The organism is Roseofilum sp. Guam, from assembly GCF_017746735.1.
Lineage (GTDB): Bacteria > Cyanobacteriota > Cyanobacteriia > Cyanobacteriales > Desertifilaceae > Roseofilum > Roseofilum reptotaenium.
Window position 1 is genome coordinate 1 of sequence record NZ_JAGHZN010000039.1, and the last position, 19,403, is coordinate 19,403.

The following is a 19,403-nucleotide window of genomic DNA, read 5'->3' on the forward strand; positions in this document are numbered from 1 at the left end:
GAACCAGTGTGAATCCCTTTATGATGCCATCATAGAAGCTTTTAAGATATTGTCCTAACTCTCCCTTTCTTTGCTATAGACATGATTACTAGTGCCAGTTTCAATCCCTCATAGGGATTTAGATGGGTTTCAACCTCCAATACAAAATACGGTCAATAGCGATCGCTGCGTTTCAATCCCTCATAGGGATTTAGATGGGTTTCAACCATTATCACATCATTAAATTATGCCTGAAAAGAGTTTCAATCCCTCATAGGGATTTAGATGGGTTTCAACTGGATGATGGATAAATATTCCATCTCCTAAATTAAGGTTTCAATCCCTCATAGGGATTTAGATGGGTTTCAACGGGAAGGGATATAAGGAATTCCGAGTTAATTCGGGTTTCAATCCCTCATAGGGATTTAGATGGGTTTCAACTCTACTAAAGCGATTGGTAGGATACGCTGGTACTGGAAAGTTTCAATCCCTCATAGGGATTTAGATGGGTTTCAACGTTGATGGCTTCGTTAACTACGATAAACTCAATCGTTTCAATCCCTCATAGGGATTTAGATGGGTTTCAACGATCTCTACTGCGGATCATTTGCTAAATCACTCTAGTTTCAATCCCTCATAGGGATTTAGATGGGTTTCAACCTGTTACTCCTAGTAATTCAACTCAATCTCCTTGTTTCAATCCCTCATAGGGATTTAGATGGGTTTCAACATGGGTTCTTTTTCTTGGGCACTACCACCTTCTTCTATGTCGTTTCAATCCCTCATAGGGATTTAGATGGGTTTCAACCGATGCGGCGATCGCTGCCCTCCAAGCCTCACTGTAGTTTCAATCCCTCATAGGGATTTAGATGGGTTTCAACTCCTCCCATGGGTTGGGTTTTTGGCACTGCGCAAGATTTCCCGTTTCAATCCCTCATAGGGATTTAGATGGGTTTCAACTCTGATATCTGTGAATATGCAATGTCAACCTGTGTTTCAATCCCTCATAGGGATTTAGATGGGTTTCAACTGAACGTGCCTTGTGGTTCATCTGCCTTGCTTGATTGTTTCAATCCCTCATAGGGATTTAGATGGGTTTCAACGGCGATGACCAGTTCATTGCTTTTTTGCTGCGTGAGTTTCAATCCCTCATAGGGATTTAGATGGGTTTCAACCAAGATCGGAAACACTGCGATTCACCTCGCATAAGCCCCTGTTTCAATCCCTCATAGGGATTTAGATGGGTTTCAACGAAATTTCTTCAGGTTTCTAATATCCCCCTCAAGTTTCAATCCCTCATAGGGATTTAGATGGGTTTCAACGTCCCACCTCGCTTAATCAAGCAGAAACCAACCTTCGTTTCAATCCCTCATAGGGATTTAGATGGGTTTCAACTTGCAGCCATGAAGAGAACAGGTAGAATCCGCTCTGTTTCAATCCCTCATAGGGATTTAGATGGGTTTCAACAAGAAAGGATTGAAAAGCGTGTCTGGTGGTATTTCGTTTCAATCCCTCATAGGGATTTAGATGGGTTTCAACCCTCCTGTCACTTCAGGAATACGCTCTTTTTTGTTTCAATCCCTCATAGGGATTTAGATGGGTTTCAACAGCAGAGGAAGAAAAAGTGGCCCAAGAGCACATCAAAGTTTCAATCCCTCATAGGGATTTAGATGGGTTTCAACCACACTGCCACTGGTCACTAAACATCACAAAAACCTGTTTCAATCCCTCATAGGGATTTAGATGGGTTTCAACAGGTGCGCTTTCCTCATTCCACCAGGTTCTTAAATTAGTTTCAATCCCTCATAGGGATTTAGATGGGTTTCAACGGTAACTACCCACGGGCGTGAAACGAGAAATAATGAAAGTTTCAATCCCTCATAGGGATTTAGATGGGTTTCAACATTATTTTGGTTTTTGCGATCACCTTTTTATTGTTTCAATCCCTCATAGGGATTTAGATGGGTTTCAACTCTTCACCACCGTAATTACAGGCATCGCACACAACGTTTCAATCCCTCATAGGGATTTAGATGGGTTTCAACGGTAAAACCACCCTGTGTGAATGGGCTGTAAGCCAAGTAAACGTTTCAATCCCTCATAGGGATTTAGATGGGTTTCAACCCTTTTTCCGTTTGTTGATTCATAGGTCAATTAATAGTTTCAATCCCTCATAGGGATTTAGATGGGTTTCAACATTCGTAGGCTGGGTATACATGCCTCTCTGCCATCGGTTTCAATCCCTCATAGGGATTTAGATGGGTTTCAACATGGCATCAAATATCATGAAATCATGCCTGGAGATGTATTCGTTTCAATCCCTCATAGGGATTTAGATGGGTTTCAACCGCTGGCTTCCGAGACCCTTGCTGTATTTAGTTTTCAAGGTTCATTTCCGACACACACCCCTAATTATAGTTCACTCAAGGCTAAAAAGCCAATGAAAATCGCTCAAACCCTTGTCCTGTCTAGTCCGACGCTACCTCAACCATCGAAAAAGCTGTAGGGAAGACTGGGTAAGGGATACAGTACTTGTGAAATCAGAAGCCATTTCCACACCCCCCTAGTGTCGGATTTTAGGGGAAGCGGAAGGGAATTCCCCTACTCTAGGGCGCAACACTATAGAAATTGGGATTTTTGAGTTACTGTTCACTATTATTATTGATCGTATCAATGACAAATACCATATGCAGGATTCTGTCTTATTATCCTTATTACAATTAGCCAGTCCCACCTTACCCGTAGGAGCTTACAGTTATTCCGAAGGCTTAGAAACCCTCGTTGAACAGGGAAAAATTACCGATGAAACTGCTTTAGAGCAGTGGTTGAGGGATGGGTTACGATTAGGTTCTATTCGCCTGGATGGAGCAGCGTTAATCCGGGGAGGGGAAGCTATGCAAAAGCAAGATTATGCGACGCTGCGCTATTGGAATCATTGGCTTCTGGCCACTAGAGAAACGGAAGAATTACGACAACAAACCGTGCAAATGGGGCGATCGCTGGGTCTACTTCTGCAAACGCTAGTCCCCGATCTTGCACCCATTTTACAGGAGTTGGGGCCAGAATGGAGCTATCCCCTGGTATTTGCGATCGCCGCCCAATCTTGGCAGATTTCCCCTGCAAATGCCCTTTTAGCCTATCTGCAAAGTTGGGTTTCTAACCTAATCACGGCTGGCGTGAAGCTGATTCCCCTCGGTCAAACTACAGGTCAAAAGCTGTTACTTGAGCTTCATCCTCATATTACGGCGATCGTCCCTGAAATTCTGGCTTTAGAAGACGATAACCTTTATAGTTGTAGCTGGGGATTCTCCCTCTACTGCATGGCCCACGAAACCCAATATACTCGACTCTTTAGAAGCTAAACTGGGGTAATGGGTAATGGCTAAACTGTTTTTCCCTTAAACTTACTCTTTCTCAGGGATTTAGTTGAAACAAAAAGTACTTTATTTATGACTCAATTGCGTGTAGGAGTGGCTGGGCCCGTTGGATCGGGAAAAACTGCCTTGGTAAATTTACTGTGTCAAACTTTGCGAGACCAGTATCAAATTGCGGTGGTAACCAATGATATCTATACCCAAGAAGATGCCCAATTTTTAGTCCGATCTGGGGCATTATCTAGCGATCGCATTGTTGGTGTAGAAACCGGAGGCTGTCCCCATACAGCGATTCGAGAAGATGCTTCCATTAATCTAGTGGCGATCGAGCAACTCGAGCAACACTTTACTGATTTAGATCTCCTCTTTGTCGAAAGTGGTGGTGATAATTTAGCGGCTACCTTTAGTCCCGAATTAGTCGATATTACCCTTTATGTCATTGATGTGGCTGCTGGTGATAAAATCCCCCGTAAAGGCGGCCCGGGAATTACAAAATCTGATTTATTAGTGATTAATAAAATCGACCTGGCTCCCTTAGTTGGTGCAGATCTCAACGTCATGGAACGGGATGCGAAAAAAATGCGCAGCGATAAACCCTTTATCTTTACCAACCTCAAAAACAATACCGGACTAGCAGAGGTCATTCAGTTTATTAAGCGCTATTTTTGACACTCCCCAGTCTGAAGACACGGGGATTCTTAAGCCGTCCACAATCGGACTCTCAAAGGCGTTGTCAAAGCGCCTCTACTGACTCCTTCGAGTGCAAAACCCGAAGTTGCCGCTACTTTCCTTAAAATGTTTGCTGCTCCATTAGCGTCAGCGTTAATTAGCTCGCCCAGTTGAGTACGATACAATCCTCGCTTCACTCGCTTCCCTGATGGTTTCCAGCTTTCGGGTTTTTCACCGAAGGTCGGCAAGAAATCATTATCCAAAAACGAAGCTTGGGATGTATGGCTTTCCTCAACTTGCTCAAATTCAATCCCGTACAACTGGCACATTTGCTCGATTCGTTTTTTGAGTTTAGCCGTAGGGATTTGGACAAATTTTTGGTTATTTTTTGCTCCAATATTTATACTATCTTTTTGCCCTTTGTTCCAGCCAAATACAATACGACCAATACCCTTTTCTAAGCAATGGTTAATCACCCATCTTGCTGCTTTGTTTACAGCATCTCGCATCTGACGATTGCGCTTCTCGGCCAGGAGAGCTAATCGTTTTGACCAGAATCCTTGCAGTTTATTTTCTTTAATTGTGGCCATTTGCTTGTTGTACCACTGATTGAGCGACTTGACCTGCTTCCCGTCGATAATAAAGCCAGTCCCGGTATTACTAATACACGTTAACCAATTATCAATTCCGTGGTCAATTCCCAATGCCTTTTTGGAGTTGAGAGGAGTTGAGAGGTTGAGCTTTAATGGGTAGACCCACTGAACGTAGAAGCAACCATTATGTGGGAGAATTCGCATTTCCTTAATCGGGTTAAAGTCAAGATTGCTAGGAAACGGGAGAAAGAAAGCCTCAACCCCAAAAGCCGCTTTAACCTTATTGCCCAAAGGGACTCGAACCTCATTGTCTTTAAGTTTTAAGGCTTGCCTAGGATAAGCAATGGTTCCTAGTCCTCCTTTTTTTCGATAGCTAGGTAGGTGAGGACGAGTTGATAACTCTCCGCTGATATACAGCTTAGAGAGTTGCTTGAACGACTTGAACGATTCGGCTACTCCTTGAAGAGTTTGTTGAGCGGCTTGTGAGTGAAGGAATTGATAATTAGCATTGGGTTTGAGCTGTTTTTCCAGGTCGTATTTGCCGGTGATATAGCGGCACTTAAAATACCATTGTCGAGCCAAATAAATCCCACAGTTAATCAGCTTGTTGGCGGTCGTGCAAAGATACTCAAGGAAGGGCAATGCCTCCCAGTTTTTGATGAGATTTTGCTGGCATCCATAGTGTTTTTTCATGGTTCTATGATAAGCTATCTAGCCTTAAAATTACTGGCAGGTTAAAACCTACCGTGTCCGTTTTCATCCCCTGCTCTTCAGAGCAGGGGATGAAAACGTCCCGCGAATACTCTTGTAATTCCTACTCCTCACTGCTCACAAAACCCAAATGATTCGCCACCGGACGTTGACGTAGGGGAATACGGGTGTGAATGGGGGCATTGAGAACCCGGAGATCGGGATCGGCAACCACCAACGTTGTCGATCCACCGCCATCAAAATTTAACGCCGTCTCTACTCCCCATTCTGCAAACAAAGCTTGCAATTCGGGTAAAGACATTCCCTCACTATAAAACCGTTGACGACCATCCACGATCGCAATAAAGACCTGAGTACCTGATGCATCCAATCCGATCGCCGTTCGAGGATAGGCATAATCATAAAACGGCCCGGACATCAGAGGAACCGCTTCCCCATCCCAGATTAAAATAGTGCCCCCGGAAATCCCCTCTTGAGTTTCAGCCGGACAAGTAAAGTCCCCCGGAATAACTGCGCGACGGGAGGAGAGGAAGCAGAGAACCGGCCAACCCGCATTCACCGGAGAATATTCCATACCATTGGCGATCGCCTGGCCAGCAATCCGCACGCGATCGCCCGATTCAGGATAAACTTGCCAAGGGGACTTGACCTCAAAGGGATAGAAAAAGCTACCATTGATCCCCAACTGTACGCCAAATTCCCGTACAAACTCCGAAGTCGTGCGCGCTGCAATATCCATACCATCCGGTTGCGGATCTCCCGGAGTCACGAAAGGTTGCATGAGGGCAACCTTTAAGTCAATTTTGACTTGATGAATGATCAACGGACGGGGCGTTGAGCGAATCAAACGGGTATACGTCACTCCCGGAAACAGTTCCTGTACCTGGGGAGTACGAGCCGGACGCAAGAGTAATAAAATTCCATAAATTCCCCCAGAAATCCCCAGCAGGAACCCAATAGTAATTAACCCAATTTTCCCCAACCGTTTAGAGTGCAAAGCCATACGTCGGATCATAGGCGTGGCAAGTTTTTCCCGATTTTAGCGTAAGACCTACTCTCCGAGGTTGAAATTGCCTGATGGCAGTCGATTGATGCTTCTTAATTGAAACACCCTGAGATTTTAGGGGAGTTAAGGCAGTAGGATAGATCTAAGCTAGGTTAACTAAGAATTATGGGTAATACCTTCGGGCATTTATTTCGGATTACGACATTTGGGGAATCCCATGGGGGTGGGGTTGGAGTAATTATTGATGGTTGTCCACCGCGCCTAGAGATTTCAGCTCAGGAGATTCAAGTAGAGTTGGATCGCCGTCGGCCGGGACAAAGTAAAATTACGACACCACGCAAAGAAACGGATACCTGTGAGATTCTCTCTGGAGTCTTTGAAGGGAAAACCTTGGGAACACCCATTATGATTTTGGTTCCCAATAAGGATACCCGGCCCCAGGATTATGATGAAATGGCGCAAAAATACCGGCCATCCCATGCAGATGCGACCTATGATGCTAAATATGGGATTCGGAATTGGCAAGGTGGGGGACGCTCGTCGGCGCGGGAAACCATTGGCCGAGTGGCAGCCGGGGCGATCGCCAAAAAAATCCTTAAACAGGCTGCTGGGGTAGAAATTATTGGATATGTGAAACGCATTCAAGATCTAGAGGCGATCGTCGATCCACAAACGGTCACTCTTGAACAAGTGGAAAGTAATATCGTCCGTTGTCCCGATCCCGAAGCCTATGAACGGATGATTGAGCGCATTGAAGCCATTAAACGGGAAGGAGACTCCCTAGGTGGGGTGGTCGAATGTGTAGCCCGTCATGTGCCAAAAGGTCTAGGAATGCCCGTATTTGATAAACTAGAGGCAGATTTGGCTAAAGGGGTGATGTCTTTACCTGCAACGAAAGGATTTGAGATCGGTTCTGGATTTGCGGGAACTCTGCTCACCGGGAGTGAACACAATGACGAATTTACTCTAGATGATCGGGGACAAGTCCGAACCACTACCAATCGTTCCGGAGGCATTCAAGGGGGAATATCCAATGGTGAATCGATTATTCTCCGCGTGGCGTTTAAACCGACCGCCACCATTCGCAAAGAACAGCGTACTGTCACCAGAGAAGGCCAAGAAACCCTTCTCGCGGCGAAAGGCCGTCACGATCCTTGCGTTTTACCTAGAGCCGTGCCTATGGTAGAAGCAATGGTGGCCCTAGTTTTATGCGACCACCTGCTGCGTCACCAAGGTCAATGCAGAACACTCGATTTTGACATCCCCACCGCCCTGGAAGGACGGTGATTCCCATTCATGTCCGCGAAGCGGAAACCTCATGATTGGGGTGCGGAGTTTCTGTCCTTTGCGGGTTGTTCGCAACGGCTTTCGAGAGTGTATGCCTTTCGAGTCTTAGATAAAGCTCCACAGGCTGAAACGGTGTGTCTCACCGCCAAAAGTCCAATTAGATTGGAGCGTTAGCCAAACTTACTACTTGGTTATCGTTAGTCAGTCCAACAACTCCTACCCGTTGTACTGTAAAGCCGTCCTTCTAGAACGGGGTTTCAAACCCAATTTTTTCGATGATTAGTCAGCATTCTTCTTCACGCTTTGAGGTTCAATTTTGGGGTGTGCGGGGCAGTATTCCCGCTCCCGGCCCGGAAACAGTGCGCTATGGTGGCAATACCTCCTGCCTAGAAATGCGTATTGGAGAGAGACACTTTATTTTTGATGGCGGAACGGGTTTACGCGCTTTAGGCGATCGCCTCTCAACAGAATACCCTCTGGATATTAATCTCTTTTTTACCCATTACCATTGGGATCATATCCAAGGCGTGCCGTTTTTCATGCCCCTGTTTACTCCAGGCAATCAAATCCATGTTTGGGGAGATGTACCGGATTCGAGTGAGTCCTTAGAAGACCATTTCCATCATGCCATTCTCCATGTGAATTCCCCTGTCCCCTCACCTATACCCAAAGCAGATCTGAAGTTTTCTCAGGTCTCTCCAGGAGACCGGGTTACCCTAGATGATATTGAGATTGAAACGGGACATCTCAATCATCCCAATGGAGCGATGGGCTATCGAATTACTTGGCAAGGACATACAGCGGTTTATTGTACGGATACGGAGCATTATAGCGATCGCCTCGATGAAGATGTCCTCAAATTAGCTCGTGATGCTGATATCCTGATCTACGATGCCATGTATACCGACAACGAATACAGCAACCCTAAATCGCCTAAAGTCGGTTGGGGTCATTCTACCTGGCAAGAAGGGGTTAAAGTAGCCCAAGCCGCAGGGGTGAAAAAGCTAATCATTTTTCACCATGAACCCAATCATGATGATGATACCCTCGACCAAATTGAAGAGGAAGTTCAACACAACTATCCCAATACCATTTTGGCCCGGGAAGGCATGATTTTAAGTCTGATTGAGGCTTAGTCTGCTGAAGGGTCTTCAGGCGGTTTTTCTAAACCCAACCGATCCTTACTTTGTTCTAGTTCTAGCCATAACTTGCGAATTTGTTCGTAGGCTTCTACGGGGGGAATTTTACCCCCAGTTTCCAAGGAACAAATATACGTAACTTTTTGAGCAAACTCTTGCAAGTTAGCATCAAAAACTAGATATTCTGGCCGGAATTCACCGTAATATCGACTACGAGGATACAAAAATTCAGATGGGTCAGGCATAAAGTATGTCCTTACAAAGCTAAAATTAGACTCACTATAACAAGTGTCTATCTCGATTAACTTCTGGTAAACTCACCTGATCTATACAGCACAAAGTGCTGTTATTGAGTGCACTGTTAAATCCCCAAAGCCATCCACCATCCTATTCCCTATTCCCTATTCCCCATTCCCTAGCACAAAGCGCTATATATCCCCATGAGTCTGATTGTTTTCGGGAGTATTAACCTAGATTTAGTGACTACAGTCTCTCGTTTACCGATCGCCGGTGAAACCCTTGCAGGAGAGCGTTTGCTAAAGATTCCAGGGGGAAAAGGGGCAAACCAAGCCGTCGCCTGCGCCCGTCTGGGAGCGACAACCCATTTAGTTGGACGTTTGGGCAATGATGATTTTGGCCATCAGTTACTCCTGACTTTACAGGAAGCTCAGGTCTGTACCGATGGGATTCACATGGATCAGAATACACCTTCGGGGGTTGCCCTGATTACCGTGGATGCTCAAGGAGAAAATAGCATTATTATCATTCCGGGGGCGAATGCTTGTCTGGATCGGAGAGAATTAGAGTATCTTCAGTCGATATTGCCCCAAGCAACCGTATTTTTAACTCAGTTGGAAGTGCCGCTTTCTTTGGTACAAGAAGCGGCTGAAAAAGTCAAACAGGCTGGAATTCCCGTGATTTTAGACCCGGCTCCTGTGCCCCAAAATTTTCCCCATGCTCTCTATGGTTTGGTCGATATTATTACTCCGAATGAAGTCGAAGCCGCTCAGTTAACGGGGATTGCCATTGAAGATCGAGAAAGTGCTACCCAAGCAGCCTATCAGTTTTTAGAGTGGGGGGTAAAGACGGCAATTGTGAAATTAGGCGATCGCGGTGTGGTTTGGGCAAACCATGAAGAAACTGGGTTTTTACCCGCTTTTCCCATCAGAGCGGTCGATACAACGGCCGCTGGAGATGCCTTTAATGGCGCTCTAGCGACTGCTCTAAATGAAGGTTTATCCCTCCAGGAGGCGATCCAATGGGGATCGGCAGCAGGAGCTATCTCAGCTACAGTCATTGGGACCCAACCTTCTTTACCGGATCGCCAAACCCTAGAGCACTTTCTTCAGGAGTATGATTGATGACTTCCCTCAATTTTCCTTGGCCCAATCCCCCACTGGAAAAAGCAACCATTATTGGCCATACCACCCCCACAAGCGTACGCCTCTGGGTTCGCGGGGCCCAAGCTGGCGAATATGCGATCGTAGTGGACGAGGGCGAAAATTTTTCTCTCTCTGACTTAAACCCTATCTCCACCTTTCGCTTAACCCCAGATACCGATTTGACCCATGTGGTGACTCTCGAAGGTCTAAAACCCGATACCCGCTATCGGTATGCTATTTTTTCTGGACATAATGCTAGCGATCGCACTTGGGAATTGGGCCATGACCACCCCCTATATTTTCGCACGTTCCCGGAACAATCCCCCAGCCTAACCTTTGGCTTTTATAGCTGTCATATGCCCTATGTCGGCGATCAACTCACTTCCCTAGATTTTTGGCAAAGTTTTGAAGAAGAATTAACGGATGCTCAGGCTCGGTTTGTTGTTGGTGTTGGAGATCAAATTTATGTTGATGGCAATGACCAGCTTGATCTGTTGGAGAAGTTAAAACAAACCCAATTTAATCCCCCTTCACAGGAAGAGATGATTGACTGGTATCGAGAAATTTATCAACACTATTGGGGGCTAGAACCCATTCAAAGCATATTCCGTCAATTCCCCAACTATATGCTCTGGGATGACCATGAAATTATGGATGGCTGGGGATCGTTAACCGATTCAGAATTAGAAGCACGCTTACATCAAGGTTGGCAATTCAATGCGTCTGAAGATGCTCTGAAATTGACTCAGGAAATGTTTTTAGCCGCTCGACAAGTCTATCAAGAATATCAACATTCCCATAATCCACCAACAGATATCGCGAATCATCAATTCGATTATCACTTTGATTATGGTCTCTGTGCATTTTATGCCCTGGATATGCGTGGACAGCGAGATTTTAATCGTTCTGAACTCAGGATTTTGGGAGAAGCTCAATGGGAACGGTTTGAAACCTGGCTCGATCGGCAATATACAAGCGATCGCCGATTATTGGGTATTATTTCTCCCATGCCTGCTGTTCATCTTGATAATTTTGTGGTCAATCAATTCGATATTCCCTATTTAGGATTAACAGATGACTTACGGGATAAATGGAATCATGAGCGGCATTGGCAAGAACGAAATCGACTCCTCGATCAGCTCTTTAAATTTTGCCAAACCACGGGTCGTCCGGTATTATTTATTAGTGGAGATGTCCATATTGGTGCAGCATTTCGGCTGTTTAATACGGACTTTCCAGAGGCACAAGTTTTTCAACTGACCTCTAGTCCCATTACCCATGCGACTATTCGGCAATCAGCGCGTAAAATTCTGAAAATGTTAGTTCAGCAGAGGGGAGAGTTGCAAGATTTTCCAGACCGTTCCCCCTACCAATTCGAGAATTTGTATTTATGTCGTCATAATAATTTTGGCATGGTCAGAATTAAGGAAGAAGAGGGAGAATTATCCGTCATTTATGATTTATTTAGTGAAGCCAGTCGAGGAGAAGGGGTAATTGAGAAAAAACGGTTACGGATTATTTAGTTCTAGGCAATAGCTAGTAGCATATGATTACTTCATTACTCCATTACTCTTCATTCTCATTATTAATTATTAATTATTCATGACCAGCCCAAAGCGCTATAGGTCTCCATTAATCTGATAACTTAGCCACTCAGTTCCCTGTGCAGTGGTTTGAGGGCGTAAGAGTCGCCAAGTTTCTCCCTCGATCTGTTCCTGAACATAGATTTCAAAGGGATTTTGGCGCTGTTTAATGCTCTGTCCAGAGAGTTGGATATCCAGGTTGTAGGTTCCTTGGATGTGGAAGGTGGGTAATTTCTGGTCACGGAGGCGATCGCTGCTACTAATCTGAATTCCTTTAACATCAAGTTGGGGCGATCGTTCAATATGCAGGGGAGTATTCAGTTGTACTTGAGTCAGATGCAGTTGTAGGGCGATCGCTGTTTTCACCAGAGCTTGGCTGGGACTGCCTCCCGTGTTACTACACGCCACTAAGAGTCCAATGAGAACCATGGCCATCAGTTTACCGATCCATTTCCATATTCTATCCATAATCACCTGATTACCCTGTCAGACCAATCCCATTGTATCGGTTTAGAGCCATGTTTCATTTGAATGGCCACATGCTATAACTAGAGGGAAACACACACAAGGGGTTCAACCCTTTATCGGTCAGAGACTACAAGGGTCTTACTCCTAGGGTGACACTACCAACAAGGTCAATCGATTCATGGAACTTTGGGTCATTAGTTTATTTCTCATTGGGCTAGGTTTAGCTGGATTTGGGGCAATTTGGACTCTAGTGATTTCCTTTGGAGAAAGCATTTTTTGGGGAATCTCCTATCTATTTTTACCCTTCATTGGTGCTATTCTATTTATCAGTATAAAATGGAATAAACGATCGGTTAAGATGAGCCTCTTCTCTCAACTAGTGGGCATAATCTTTATGGGAATTAGTGCAATTCTTGCGATCCTGCAAAATTGGAGCTTTCAAAACATTATTGCTCACTGGACTCCGAAAGACAAATCGGAAACTCCGGTGACTCAAGTAATGCTCAACTATCCCAAACAAACTGCCCTATCAGTAGAAGTAGCTCCCGAAACCCAACCTCCCTATGAACCCTCAATTTCTTTAAGAGCCTATCGTTCGCGCTCTCAGTTTAAGCGCTATATGGAAGTGGGGTATCATGCCTTCGATCTAGAGGATTATCACACTGCCCTGATTAATTTTGAACAAGCCTTAAAAGAGCAACCTGATAATACTTACGCCCAAAAAGCAGTTGAAAATACCCAACAGCGCATTCAACAAGGCAGCTATACTCAGGTCATGAATGCCGGATATCAAGCATTCGATCGCCAGGAATATGCGATCGCCCTCGAATACTTTCAAACCGCCCTTGAACACCGTCCTGGGAACTCTTACGCCCTCCAAGCCATTGACAATGCACAACGCAAGCTTAACCCTTAATCTGGATCGTTAATTAACTCCGGTTTTAACTCAATGGTAAACCGAGTACCCTCTCCTGGAGAGGAATCACACCAGAGTCGTCCTTGATGTTTTTCCACAACAATTTTATAACAGATCGATAATCCCAAACCTGTCCCTTTACCCGGCGGTTTAGTGGTGAAAAAAGGATCGAACACTTGAGAGCGGATAGACTCTGGAATTCCACCCCCATTATCCGCAATAGAAATTCTCACGTTTTCCCCTTCAATCTCTGTTTTGATCTTAATGTAACGATCCTTATCTATTTTCTCGTGTAAGGCATCAATTGCATTACTCAGAAGATACATAAACACCTGATTTAATTGGGCTGGATAACAATCAATCAAAGGTAAATCACCATAGTCTTTAACAATCGGTATTTCAGGACGATCTTCCTTCCCTTCTAGACAGTGATTTAAAATCACCAGCGTGCTATCTATTCCCTCATGAATATCGACAGACTTCATCTCAGCTTCATCCATGCGGGAAAAATTGCGTAAAGAGGCCACAATTCCCTTAATTCTCTCAGTTCCCGACTTCATAGATGTCAAGATTTTTTGTAGATCTTCCTGAATAAACTCCACATCTTTATCTTCTAAAGATTCTTGAAGTTCACCCCCTGGATCGGGATAAGCCTGTTGATAATCCCTCAGAAGTTGGACGAAATCTTGGGCATATTCTTGAATATAGCTTAAATTTCCATGGATAAAACTGACAGGGTTATTAATTTCATGGGCAACTCCAGCCACTAAATTCCCCAGACTGACCATTTTTTCATTTTGAATCATCTGCGCTTGAGTGCGTTGTAATTGCTCCAAAGTTTGCCTTAATTCTTGGGCTTGCTTTTTCGTTTTTTCAAGTAAACTCGCTTGTTGAATGGCGACTCCCAATTGCTGACTGATTTGACTGACAAATTCTATTTCAGTCGCAGTCCAAGTCCTGGATTGACCACACTCGTGAATGCAGAGCAATCCCCATAGTTCATCCCCTTTAATTAAGGGCGTAACCAGATTAGCTCTGACTTGAAATTGGGCTAAAATTTCTCGATGACAATCACTAATTTGGGGAGTATAAATATCCGGAATAGCGCTAATACGGCCTTTTAAGTATTCAGCCGCAAACTGTTCCCCAAAGCAATGATCGTAAACTTGAATCGAACTAGCCGGTTTCCAAGGAGATTTCACCTCCTCACAAATGACTTCACCATGCCCAGCTAAATCAGAATTAAATTGAAACACGGCTACTCGGTCTGTATTGAGAACCTCAAGGAGTTGGACAACCGTCGTTTTCAAAATTGTTTCTAAATCCAAGGAAGACCGGATTTTGGAGATCACTTCTGTGAGTAAGCGATAATAGATGAGGCGATCGGAGGATAAATTACAACGGACATCTTGACCTGCTTGATTCCAAGTCAGAGTGATTGTTTTTTCTCTATTAGACAAACTATTATTCATAATAAACTGCATGGGAGTGCTAATCAAAACTAGAGGACTTCATGTTGACTGAATATCTGTTTTGATCCAGGCACCAACTGATGATGAAAATATTAAAGATCTATTCAAGTCCCCCCCTTATTATAGTATTTTTTTCTCACTTTGCTTGAATAATTTATTCAATAGAACCCTTAATACCAATACAGATTAAATAGTTAAGGATTGGATAGAGTACTTCCCACTAGAGAGCAGCCTGTATTGCTTAGAGGCTAAGGCTCCAAGCTGTACTCCTCCAGAAGAGAGAAGTACTATATAATTTTCTTTTTTGTTCCGGATATTACCCCCGATTTCGATCGTACTGGCCGGATTGTAAGGCAGTTCGACTTGAAACCTGGGGATAAGTATCATTAAAGTATTCTTGATTATAATGATAGACAGTGCGAATGGGATAGGGGATATTAATTTCTGCACCATCACAGGCATTTTTTAAGGCTAACATCACCCGAGTTTGAATGCGGCAGACTTCTCGTTGATTCGGAATTGTCCAGTAGCGTACTTTTAAGTCAATGGAGCTATCCCCAAAGCCGACAATATCGACTTCTGGATCGGGTTCAGTTAAGACTCCATCCACTCCAGAAATAGCGTTATAGAGAACTTCGATCGCGTGGGACAGCGGTGTATTATAGTCCACACCGATCGCCAGATCGGTGCGACGACGAGGTAAATTGGTCAATACTTGCACTGTGGAAGTAAATACAATGGCATTGGGAACCACAATCAACTCCCCCTGATAGGTGCGAATTTGGGTGGAGCGAATAGAAATCTCTTCTACTGTTCCCTCATAACCATCGACAATGATTTGATCGCCTAAGCGGAATGGTTCTTGTAACAGGAGTAAAATTCCAGCCAGAAAATTCTTAAAGATATCTTGGAAGGCAAAACCGATCGCAACGGAACTTAATCCCAACAACCCTACCACATCGCCCAACCGCAGGTCTGGAAAGGCGATGACACTAGAGATTAGAATCCCCACAACCCAAGCTGCCACAGAACTCAATTGAATTAACAAAGAGCGCAGCGACTGGTTTTTGATGGTCATATCTGTGACGCGAGTGGACAGCTTACGGGCAAACTTAGCAGCCCAAGAGGTAAACATCAAAAAGGCGATCGCCACTAAAATCCTTGGAAGCGCCTCAATTCCAGCCCCTACCAGATTCAGGATACTTTGTTTGATTTCTTGAAATAATACACTCATAGGCATGAGGGAACCCTGAACTTTCACTCATGATTGTATACCGCTACGGACTTGGAAAACCCGGAGATTTCCCATTTCCCAACATTAATTCAGTAAAAATCGGGGAGGGGTGAGCCAAAATAGGTCACTGTGTCCCACAGGAGAACCCACATCCGGTAATGCAATGCCGATAATACCGGCTTTTTTGACAATTAGACGTGATTTTACTTCTCCCCAGACAAAAGACTCCGCCCAATATCCAAGATTCGGTTCATGCCCGACTAAGGCTAACTGTTCATAGTTACGCCAGGTTTTCCCCTCCTCCCACCAGGATAAAAGATCGCCTTCAGGAACTAAATGAGATGACGTTTTCATGTCCTGACTCAGTCCCACCGTTTGCAAAATTTCCGCTGTTTGTTTAGCCCGGATGAGGGGACTGGTAAGAATCAAATCAAATGTAATCCCTAATTCTTGCAAGCGTTGGGCAACTTTAGTGGTTTTCTTAATACCCTCTGAGGTTAGGGGACGTTGGCGATCGTCTTGGGTATAATCTTCTCGATTAGCCGCTATACCATGACGGATTAAGTAAAGGTTAGTCATAATTGTTTATTCTAGATTTCCAAACTTTTCTTGATAACGGTTTAAGAGAGCTTGTAATTCTTCGGCTCGTTGCCGTTCTTGTTCAGCTCGTTGCCGCTCTTGTTCAGCTTGCTCTATAGCTTCTTGTCTAGCTTGAGATTCTGCTTTCAACGCCGCCCTTAACTCAGAGGAAATTAATAGCTTTTCTCCTGTATCTTGCCGATAAAATCCAATGAGCTTTCCTTCAGGCAGCAGTCGCAAGTTTAGGGCTTGGCTAAGACCATCGGTAATCGGTTGATATGCCCCTGCCACTAAACGATATCCTTGTAATTGCCCTTCAATCCATTCTCCTTTGGGGTCAAAAAGCCAATATTCTTCGACATCCAGTTGTTCGTAGAGGTTTTTTTTGAAGACCCGATCGCGATCTCTGGTACTTTCTGAGGTCATCTCAAAAATGACTTTGGGTACTTGCCCTTCTTCCCAAATTTTGTAATTATCTCGACCGCCTGGTTCTACGTCAAAGATGACCATCACATCGGGAGCGGTTCGCAACTTAGGAAATCCTTGGGAATAGTAGAGAAATTGGTCAGCGAGGACGGTGACTCGTTGATCGGTCAGATAATTTTTTAGCACTTCAAGAGTAGCAAGAATTGCATAGAGATGATCGTAAGTTTCAGCCACAGGTTCACCATCCGCACTAGGGTAAATGATGGAGGTATCGGGAGAGTTTGGGGTCGTGAGGATGGAAGTCATAGAGATTAAAATTTTTCATTAATTTTCCGGTTTGAGTAACCATAATCCAGTGTAGGTCATGCCAGAGTTGTCGGGTTGAACGAGCAGGAAATGAAGCCCTTTGCTCTGTTGTTTTCGCTGTTTATATTGGTGACCTGCTTGGCGAACTTCGCTATCTTCAAAGGTGGTAATAATCCAGCGATCGCTCAATCCGGATTCGAGAATCAGACCGTCGGGTTGACCGGGAATAAAATTGAGACTAACGGGGTTAGCTTCAGCGAACCATTGGGCTAATTGCAGAGATTGGCGATCGCCATCAATAACCACTCCCGGAATAGAAACCGTGGACGGAAGACCGAGATTAATCGGCCAAATCTCTTCCGGTAGGGATTTAATGGGAATGGGGCGATCGCCAATTCCTTGAAGTAGATCTTGAGCGCTAACTGTGGCAAACCGCCAGCGATCGCCCCATAATTCCTCTGGTAGGGGCAGCGGAGGGGGTCGATCTAAAGTAATGGGACACTTTAACTCATCAACAATCCACTGTTTCAGGGTGGAGGTACGTCGGGTGGGAATGACTGGAATACCCAGAGTTTGAGCAACCGGTTCGAGTAGATGGAGGGTTTGGGGACGGAAGACGTGTAGCTCATCCGGAAGTGTGGCAAATTGCCCCAATTCACTCAGTAACCAATCACGACTAACTTGTGACTGAGGACAAAGGGCACGATAGCGAAACGTTCCGGGGGACGGTTCACAAATCCATAACTCCCAGAGGATCTCCTGGGTGTCTGTTTCTGAAGGGCGGCGATAACAATCGACTTGCCAAGTCTGCATAGGAATCCATCTAAATCGTTATGTTTTCTTTACAGGAGATTCCGTTTTGGAAAAATCATGTCATCTTAGATCGTATGCTAACCCAAGAATTTATAGAATAGCTTATGGAACCTGCCCTGACTCAATTTGGTACTCAGATGTCTCGCTTGAGTGGAGTGCGAGCCATTATGAAAGATATTATTGAAACTTTGCGTGCTGGAGGAGGGCAGCATTTTATTAATTTGAGCGCCGGGAATCCCGTAATTTTACCGCCAGTGGAACAGATGTGGCGAGACTATACGGCTGATTTACTCGCGAGTCCTGAATATGGGGAAGTGGTCTGTCGGTATGGCTCTTCCCAAGGCTATCAACCGTTGATTGATGCGGTGGTGACTGATTTTAATCAACGCTACGGCTTGAATTTGAGCGATCGCAACGTTTTAATTACTCCAGGCTCTCAGTCGGTTTATTTTTATGCAGCTAATGCCTTTGGGGGCTATACTTCTGAGGGAAAACTCAAACAGGTGGTTTTACCCCTAAGTCCTGAATATACCGGTTATGGTGGAGTCTGTTTAACGCCGGAAGCTCTCAAAGCCTATAAACCCAAGTTAGATATTGAGGAAGGCAATCATCGGTTTAAGTATCGCCCCGATTTTAGTCAATTGAGGATTACGGAAGATACGGGATGTTTTATTTTTTCCCGTCCCTGTAATCCTACAGGTAATGTTCTCACCGATGAAGAAGTGAATAAAATCAGTGGGTTAGCCTCAGAATATAATGTACCTGTGCTGATTGATTCTGCCTATGGGCCGCCTTTCCCCGCCTTGAATTTTACCGAAATGACTCCTCAATTTGGCGGTAATTTACTGCACTGTATGAGTTTATCCAAGGCTGGTTTACCGGGCGAACGCATTGGAGTTGCCATTGGCGATCCAGATCTGATTGCTACTTTAGAAGCGTTCCAGACCAATTTGTGTATTCACTCTTCTCGCTATGGTCAGGCGATCGCTGCTAGAGCCATTCAATCGGGTCAATTGGCAAATTTGTCAGAAACTGTCATTCGTCCCCATTATCAAAGCAAATTCGCCCAATTGGAAGCCAGTTTAACCGAGGCTATGCCCAATAGTCTACCTTGGTTTTTACATAAGGGAGAAGGAGCGATTTTTGCTTGGTTATGGTTGCGTGATTTACCGATTACCGATTGGGAACTCTACCAAAGTCTGAAAAAAGTTGGCGTGATTGTTGTTCCAGGAAGTACATTTTTCCCTGGCTTGCAAGAAGAATGGGTTCATAAACATCAATGTATTCGCATTAGCTTAACCGCCACCGAGGAAGAGATTTCGACTGCCATGAGCAGACTAGCCCAAGTCGTAGAAGCAACGTATCTGCAAACTGCGGTATCCCGTTAATTGGATTATGGGTAATGGGAATTGGTAAAACGAGGTGTTTCCTATTCCCTATTCCCTATTCCCTATTCCCTAGCGCGA

The 19,403-nt window shown here is 44.6% G+C and carries 17 protein-coding genes and 1 CRISPR repeat array; of the genes, 8 read left to right on the top strand and 9 right to left on the bottom strand.

Features of this window, described 5'->3' with window-relative positions; translation table 11 throughout:
* Nucleotides 1-97 precede the first annotated feature (97 nt).
* A CRISPR array of direct repeats spans nt 98-2,327; the repeat unit is 37 nt; unit sequence GTTTCAATCCCTCATAGGGATTTAGATGGGTTTCAAC.
* A 339-nt stretch (nt 2,328-2,666) separates the two neighbouring features.
* A complete protein-coding gene (locus J7529_RS15670) occupies nt 2,667-3,341 on the top strand; it encodes an urease accessory protein UreF (protein ID WP_271940364.1) in 675 nt (224 codons plus the stop codon).
* A gap of 87 nt (nt 3,342-3,428) precedes the next feature.
* The gene (gene ureG / locus J7529_RS15675) at nt 3,429-4,022 is read left to right on the top strand and encodes an urease accessory protein UreG (RefSeq protein WP_271940363.1); all 594 of its coding nucleotides are present in this window, start codon (nt 3,429-3,431) and stop codon (nt 4,020-4,022) included.
* A gap of 29 nt (nt 4,023-4,051) precedes the next feature.
* Here the strand turns inward: ureG and J7529_RS15680 are convergent, their stop codons facing one another.
* Nucleotides 4,052-5,308, bottom strand: a complete 1,257-nt coding sequence (locus J7529_RS15680) for a transposase (RefSeq protein WP_318729779.1) — start codon at nt 5,306-5,308, stop codon at nt 4,052-4,054.
* A gap of 121 nt (nt 5,309-5,429) precedes the next feature.
* Nucleotides 5,430-6,341 carry a phosphodiester glycosidase family protein gene (locus tag J7529_RS15685; protein WP_318729780.1) on the bottom strand — a complete coding sequence of 304 codons (912 nt, stop codon included), beginning with the start codon at nt 6,339-6,341 and terminating at the stop codon, nt 5,430-5,432.
* A gap of 156 nt (nt 6,342-6,497) precedes the next feature.
* Here J7529_RS15685 and aroC point away from each other — a divergent pair, with 156 nt between their 5' ends.
* Nucleotides 6,498-7,619, top strand: a complete 1,122-nt coding sequence (gene aroC / locus J7529_RS15690; protein WP_271940360.1) for a chorismate synthase — start codon at nt 6,498-6,500, stop codon at nt 7,617-7,619.
* Between the two features lie 275 nt (nt 7,620-7,894).
* Nucleotides 7,895-8,755: an MBL fold metallo-hydrolase gene (locus J7529_RS15695; RefSeq protein ID WP_318729781.1), complete on the top strand. Its 861-nt coding sequence runs from the start codon at nt 7,895-7,897 to the stop codon at nt 8,753-8,755.
* Here J7529_RS15695 and J7529_RS15700 read toward each other — a convergent pair.
* The gene (locus J7529_RS15700) at nt 8,752-9,003 is read right to left on the bottom strand and encodes a hypothetical protein (protein WP_271940358.1); all 252 of its coding nucleotides are present in this window, start codon (nt 9,001-9,003) and stop codon (nt 8,752-8,754) included. The two genes, J7529_RS15695 and J7529_RS15700, sit on opposite strands and share 4 nt — an antisense overlap.
* A gap of 195 nt (nt 9,004-9,198) precedes the next feature.
* On the opposite strand from J7529_RS15700, the gene rbsK reads away from it, so the two are divergent.
* Both rbsK and J7529_RS15710 read left to right on the top strand, forming a co-directional pair.
* Nucleotides 9,199-10,119 carry a ribokinase gene (gene rbsK, locus J7529_RS15705; protein ID WP_318729782.1) on the top strand — a complete coding sequence of 307 codons (921 nt, stop codon included), beginning with the start codon at nt 9,199-9,201 and terminating at the stop codon, nt 10,117-10,119.
* The gene (locus J7529_RS15710) at nt 10,119-11,663 is read left to right on the top strand and encodes an alkaline phosphatase D family protein (protein ID WP_318729783.1); all 1,545 of its coding nucleotides are present in this window, start codon (nt 10,119-10,121) and stop codon (nt 11,661-11,663) included. The genes rbsK and J7529_RS15710 overlap by 1 nt, the downstream gene beginning before the upstream one ends.
* Before the next feature lie 96 nt (nt 11,664-11,759).
* Here the strand turns inward: J7529_RS15710 and J7529_RS15715 are convergent, their stop codons facing one another.
* Nucleotides 11,760-12,191: a hypothetical protein gene (locus J7529_RS15715; RefSeq protein ID WP_318729784.1), complete on the bottom strand. Its 432-nt coding sequence runs from the start codon at nt 12,189-12,191 to the stop codon at nt 11,760-11,762.
* 178 nt (nt 12,192-12,369) lie between these two features.
* Here J7529_RS15715 and J7529_RS15720 point away from each other — a divergent pair, with 178 nt between their 5' ends.
* The gene (locus J7529_RS15720; RefSeq protein ID WP_318729785.1) at nt 12,370-13,107 is read left to right on the top strand and encodes a hypothetical protein; all 738 of its coding nucleotides are present in this window, start codon (nt 12,370-12,372) and stop codon (nt 13,105-13,107) included.
* Here J7529_RS15720 and J7529_RS15725 read toward each other — a convergent pair.
* The 5 genes from J7529_RS15725 to J7529_RS15745 form a co-directional block, all read right to left on the bottom strand.
* The gene (locus tag J7529_RS15725; RefSeq protein WP_318729786.1) at nt 13,104-14,579 is read right to left on the bottom strand and encodes a sensor histidine kinase; all 1,476 of its coding nucleotides are present in this window, start codon (nt 14,577-14,579) and stop codon (nt 13,104-13,106) included. The genes J7529_RS15720 and J7529_RS15725 overlap by 4 nt on opposite strands.
* Nucleotides 14,580-14,895: 316 nt before the next feature.
* Nucleotides 14,896-15,813: a mechanosensitive ion channel family protein gene (locus tag J7529_RS15730; RefSeq protein WP_318729787.1), complete on the bottom strand. Its 918-nt coding sequence runs from the start codon at nt 15,811-15,813 to the stop codon at nt 14,896-14,898.
* Between the two features lie 84 nt (nt 15,814-15,897).
* Complete coding sequence (gene sixA, locus J7529_RS15735; protein WP_318729788.1) at nt 15,898-16,392, bottom strand: phosphohistidine phosphatase SixA; 495 nt, start codon at nt 16,390-16,392, stop codon at nt 15,898-15,900.
* 6 nt (nt 16,393-16,398) lie between these two features.
* Entirely contained in the window at nt 16,399-17,124 is a 726-nt protein-coding gene (locus J7529_RS15740) for a Uma2 family endonuclease (protein WP_318729789.1), read from the bottom strand.
* 18 nt (nt 17,125-17,142) lie between these two features.
* On the bottom strand, nt 17,143-17,937 hold the full coding sequence (locus tag J7529_RS15745; RefSeq protein ID WP_318729790.1) for a Tab2 family RNA-binding protein: 795 nt from the start codon (nt 17,935-17,937) through the stop codon (nt 17,143-17,145).
* Between the two features lie 104 nt (nt 17,938-18,041).
* On the opposite strand from J7529_RS15745, the gene J7529_RS15750 reads away from it, so the two are divergent.
* Entirely contained in the window at nt 18,042-19,325 is a 1,284-nt protein-coding gene (locus tag J7529_RS15750; RefSeq protein WP_318729791.1) for a valine--pyruvate transaminase, read from the top strand.
* Nucleotides 19,326-19,403 lie beyond the last annotated feature (78 nt).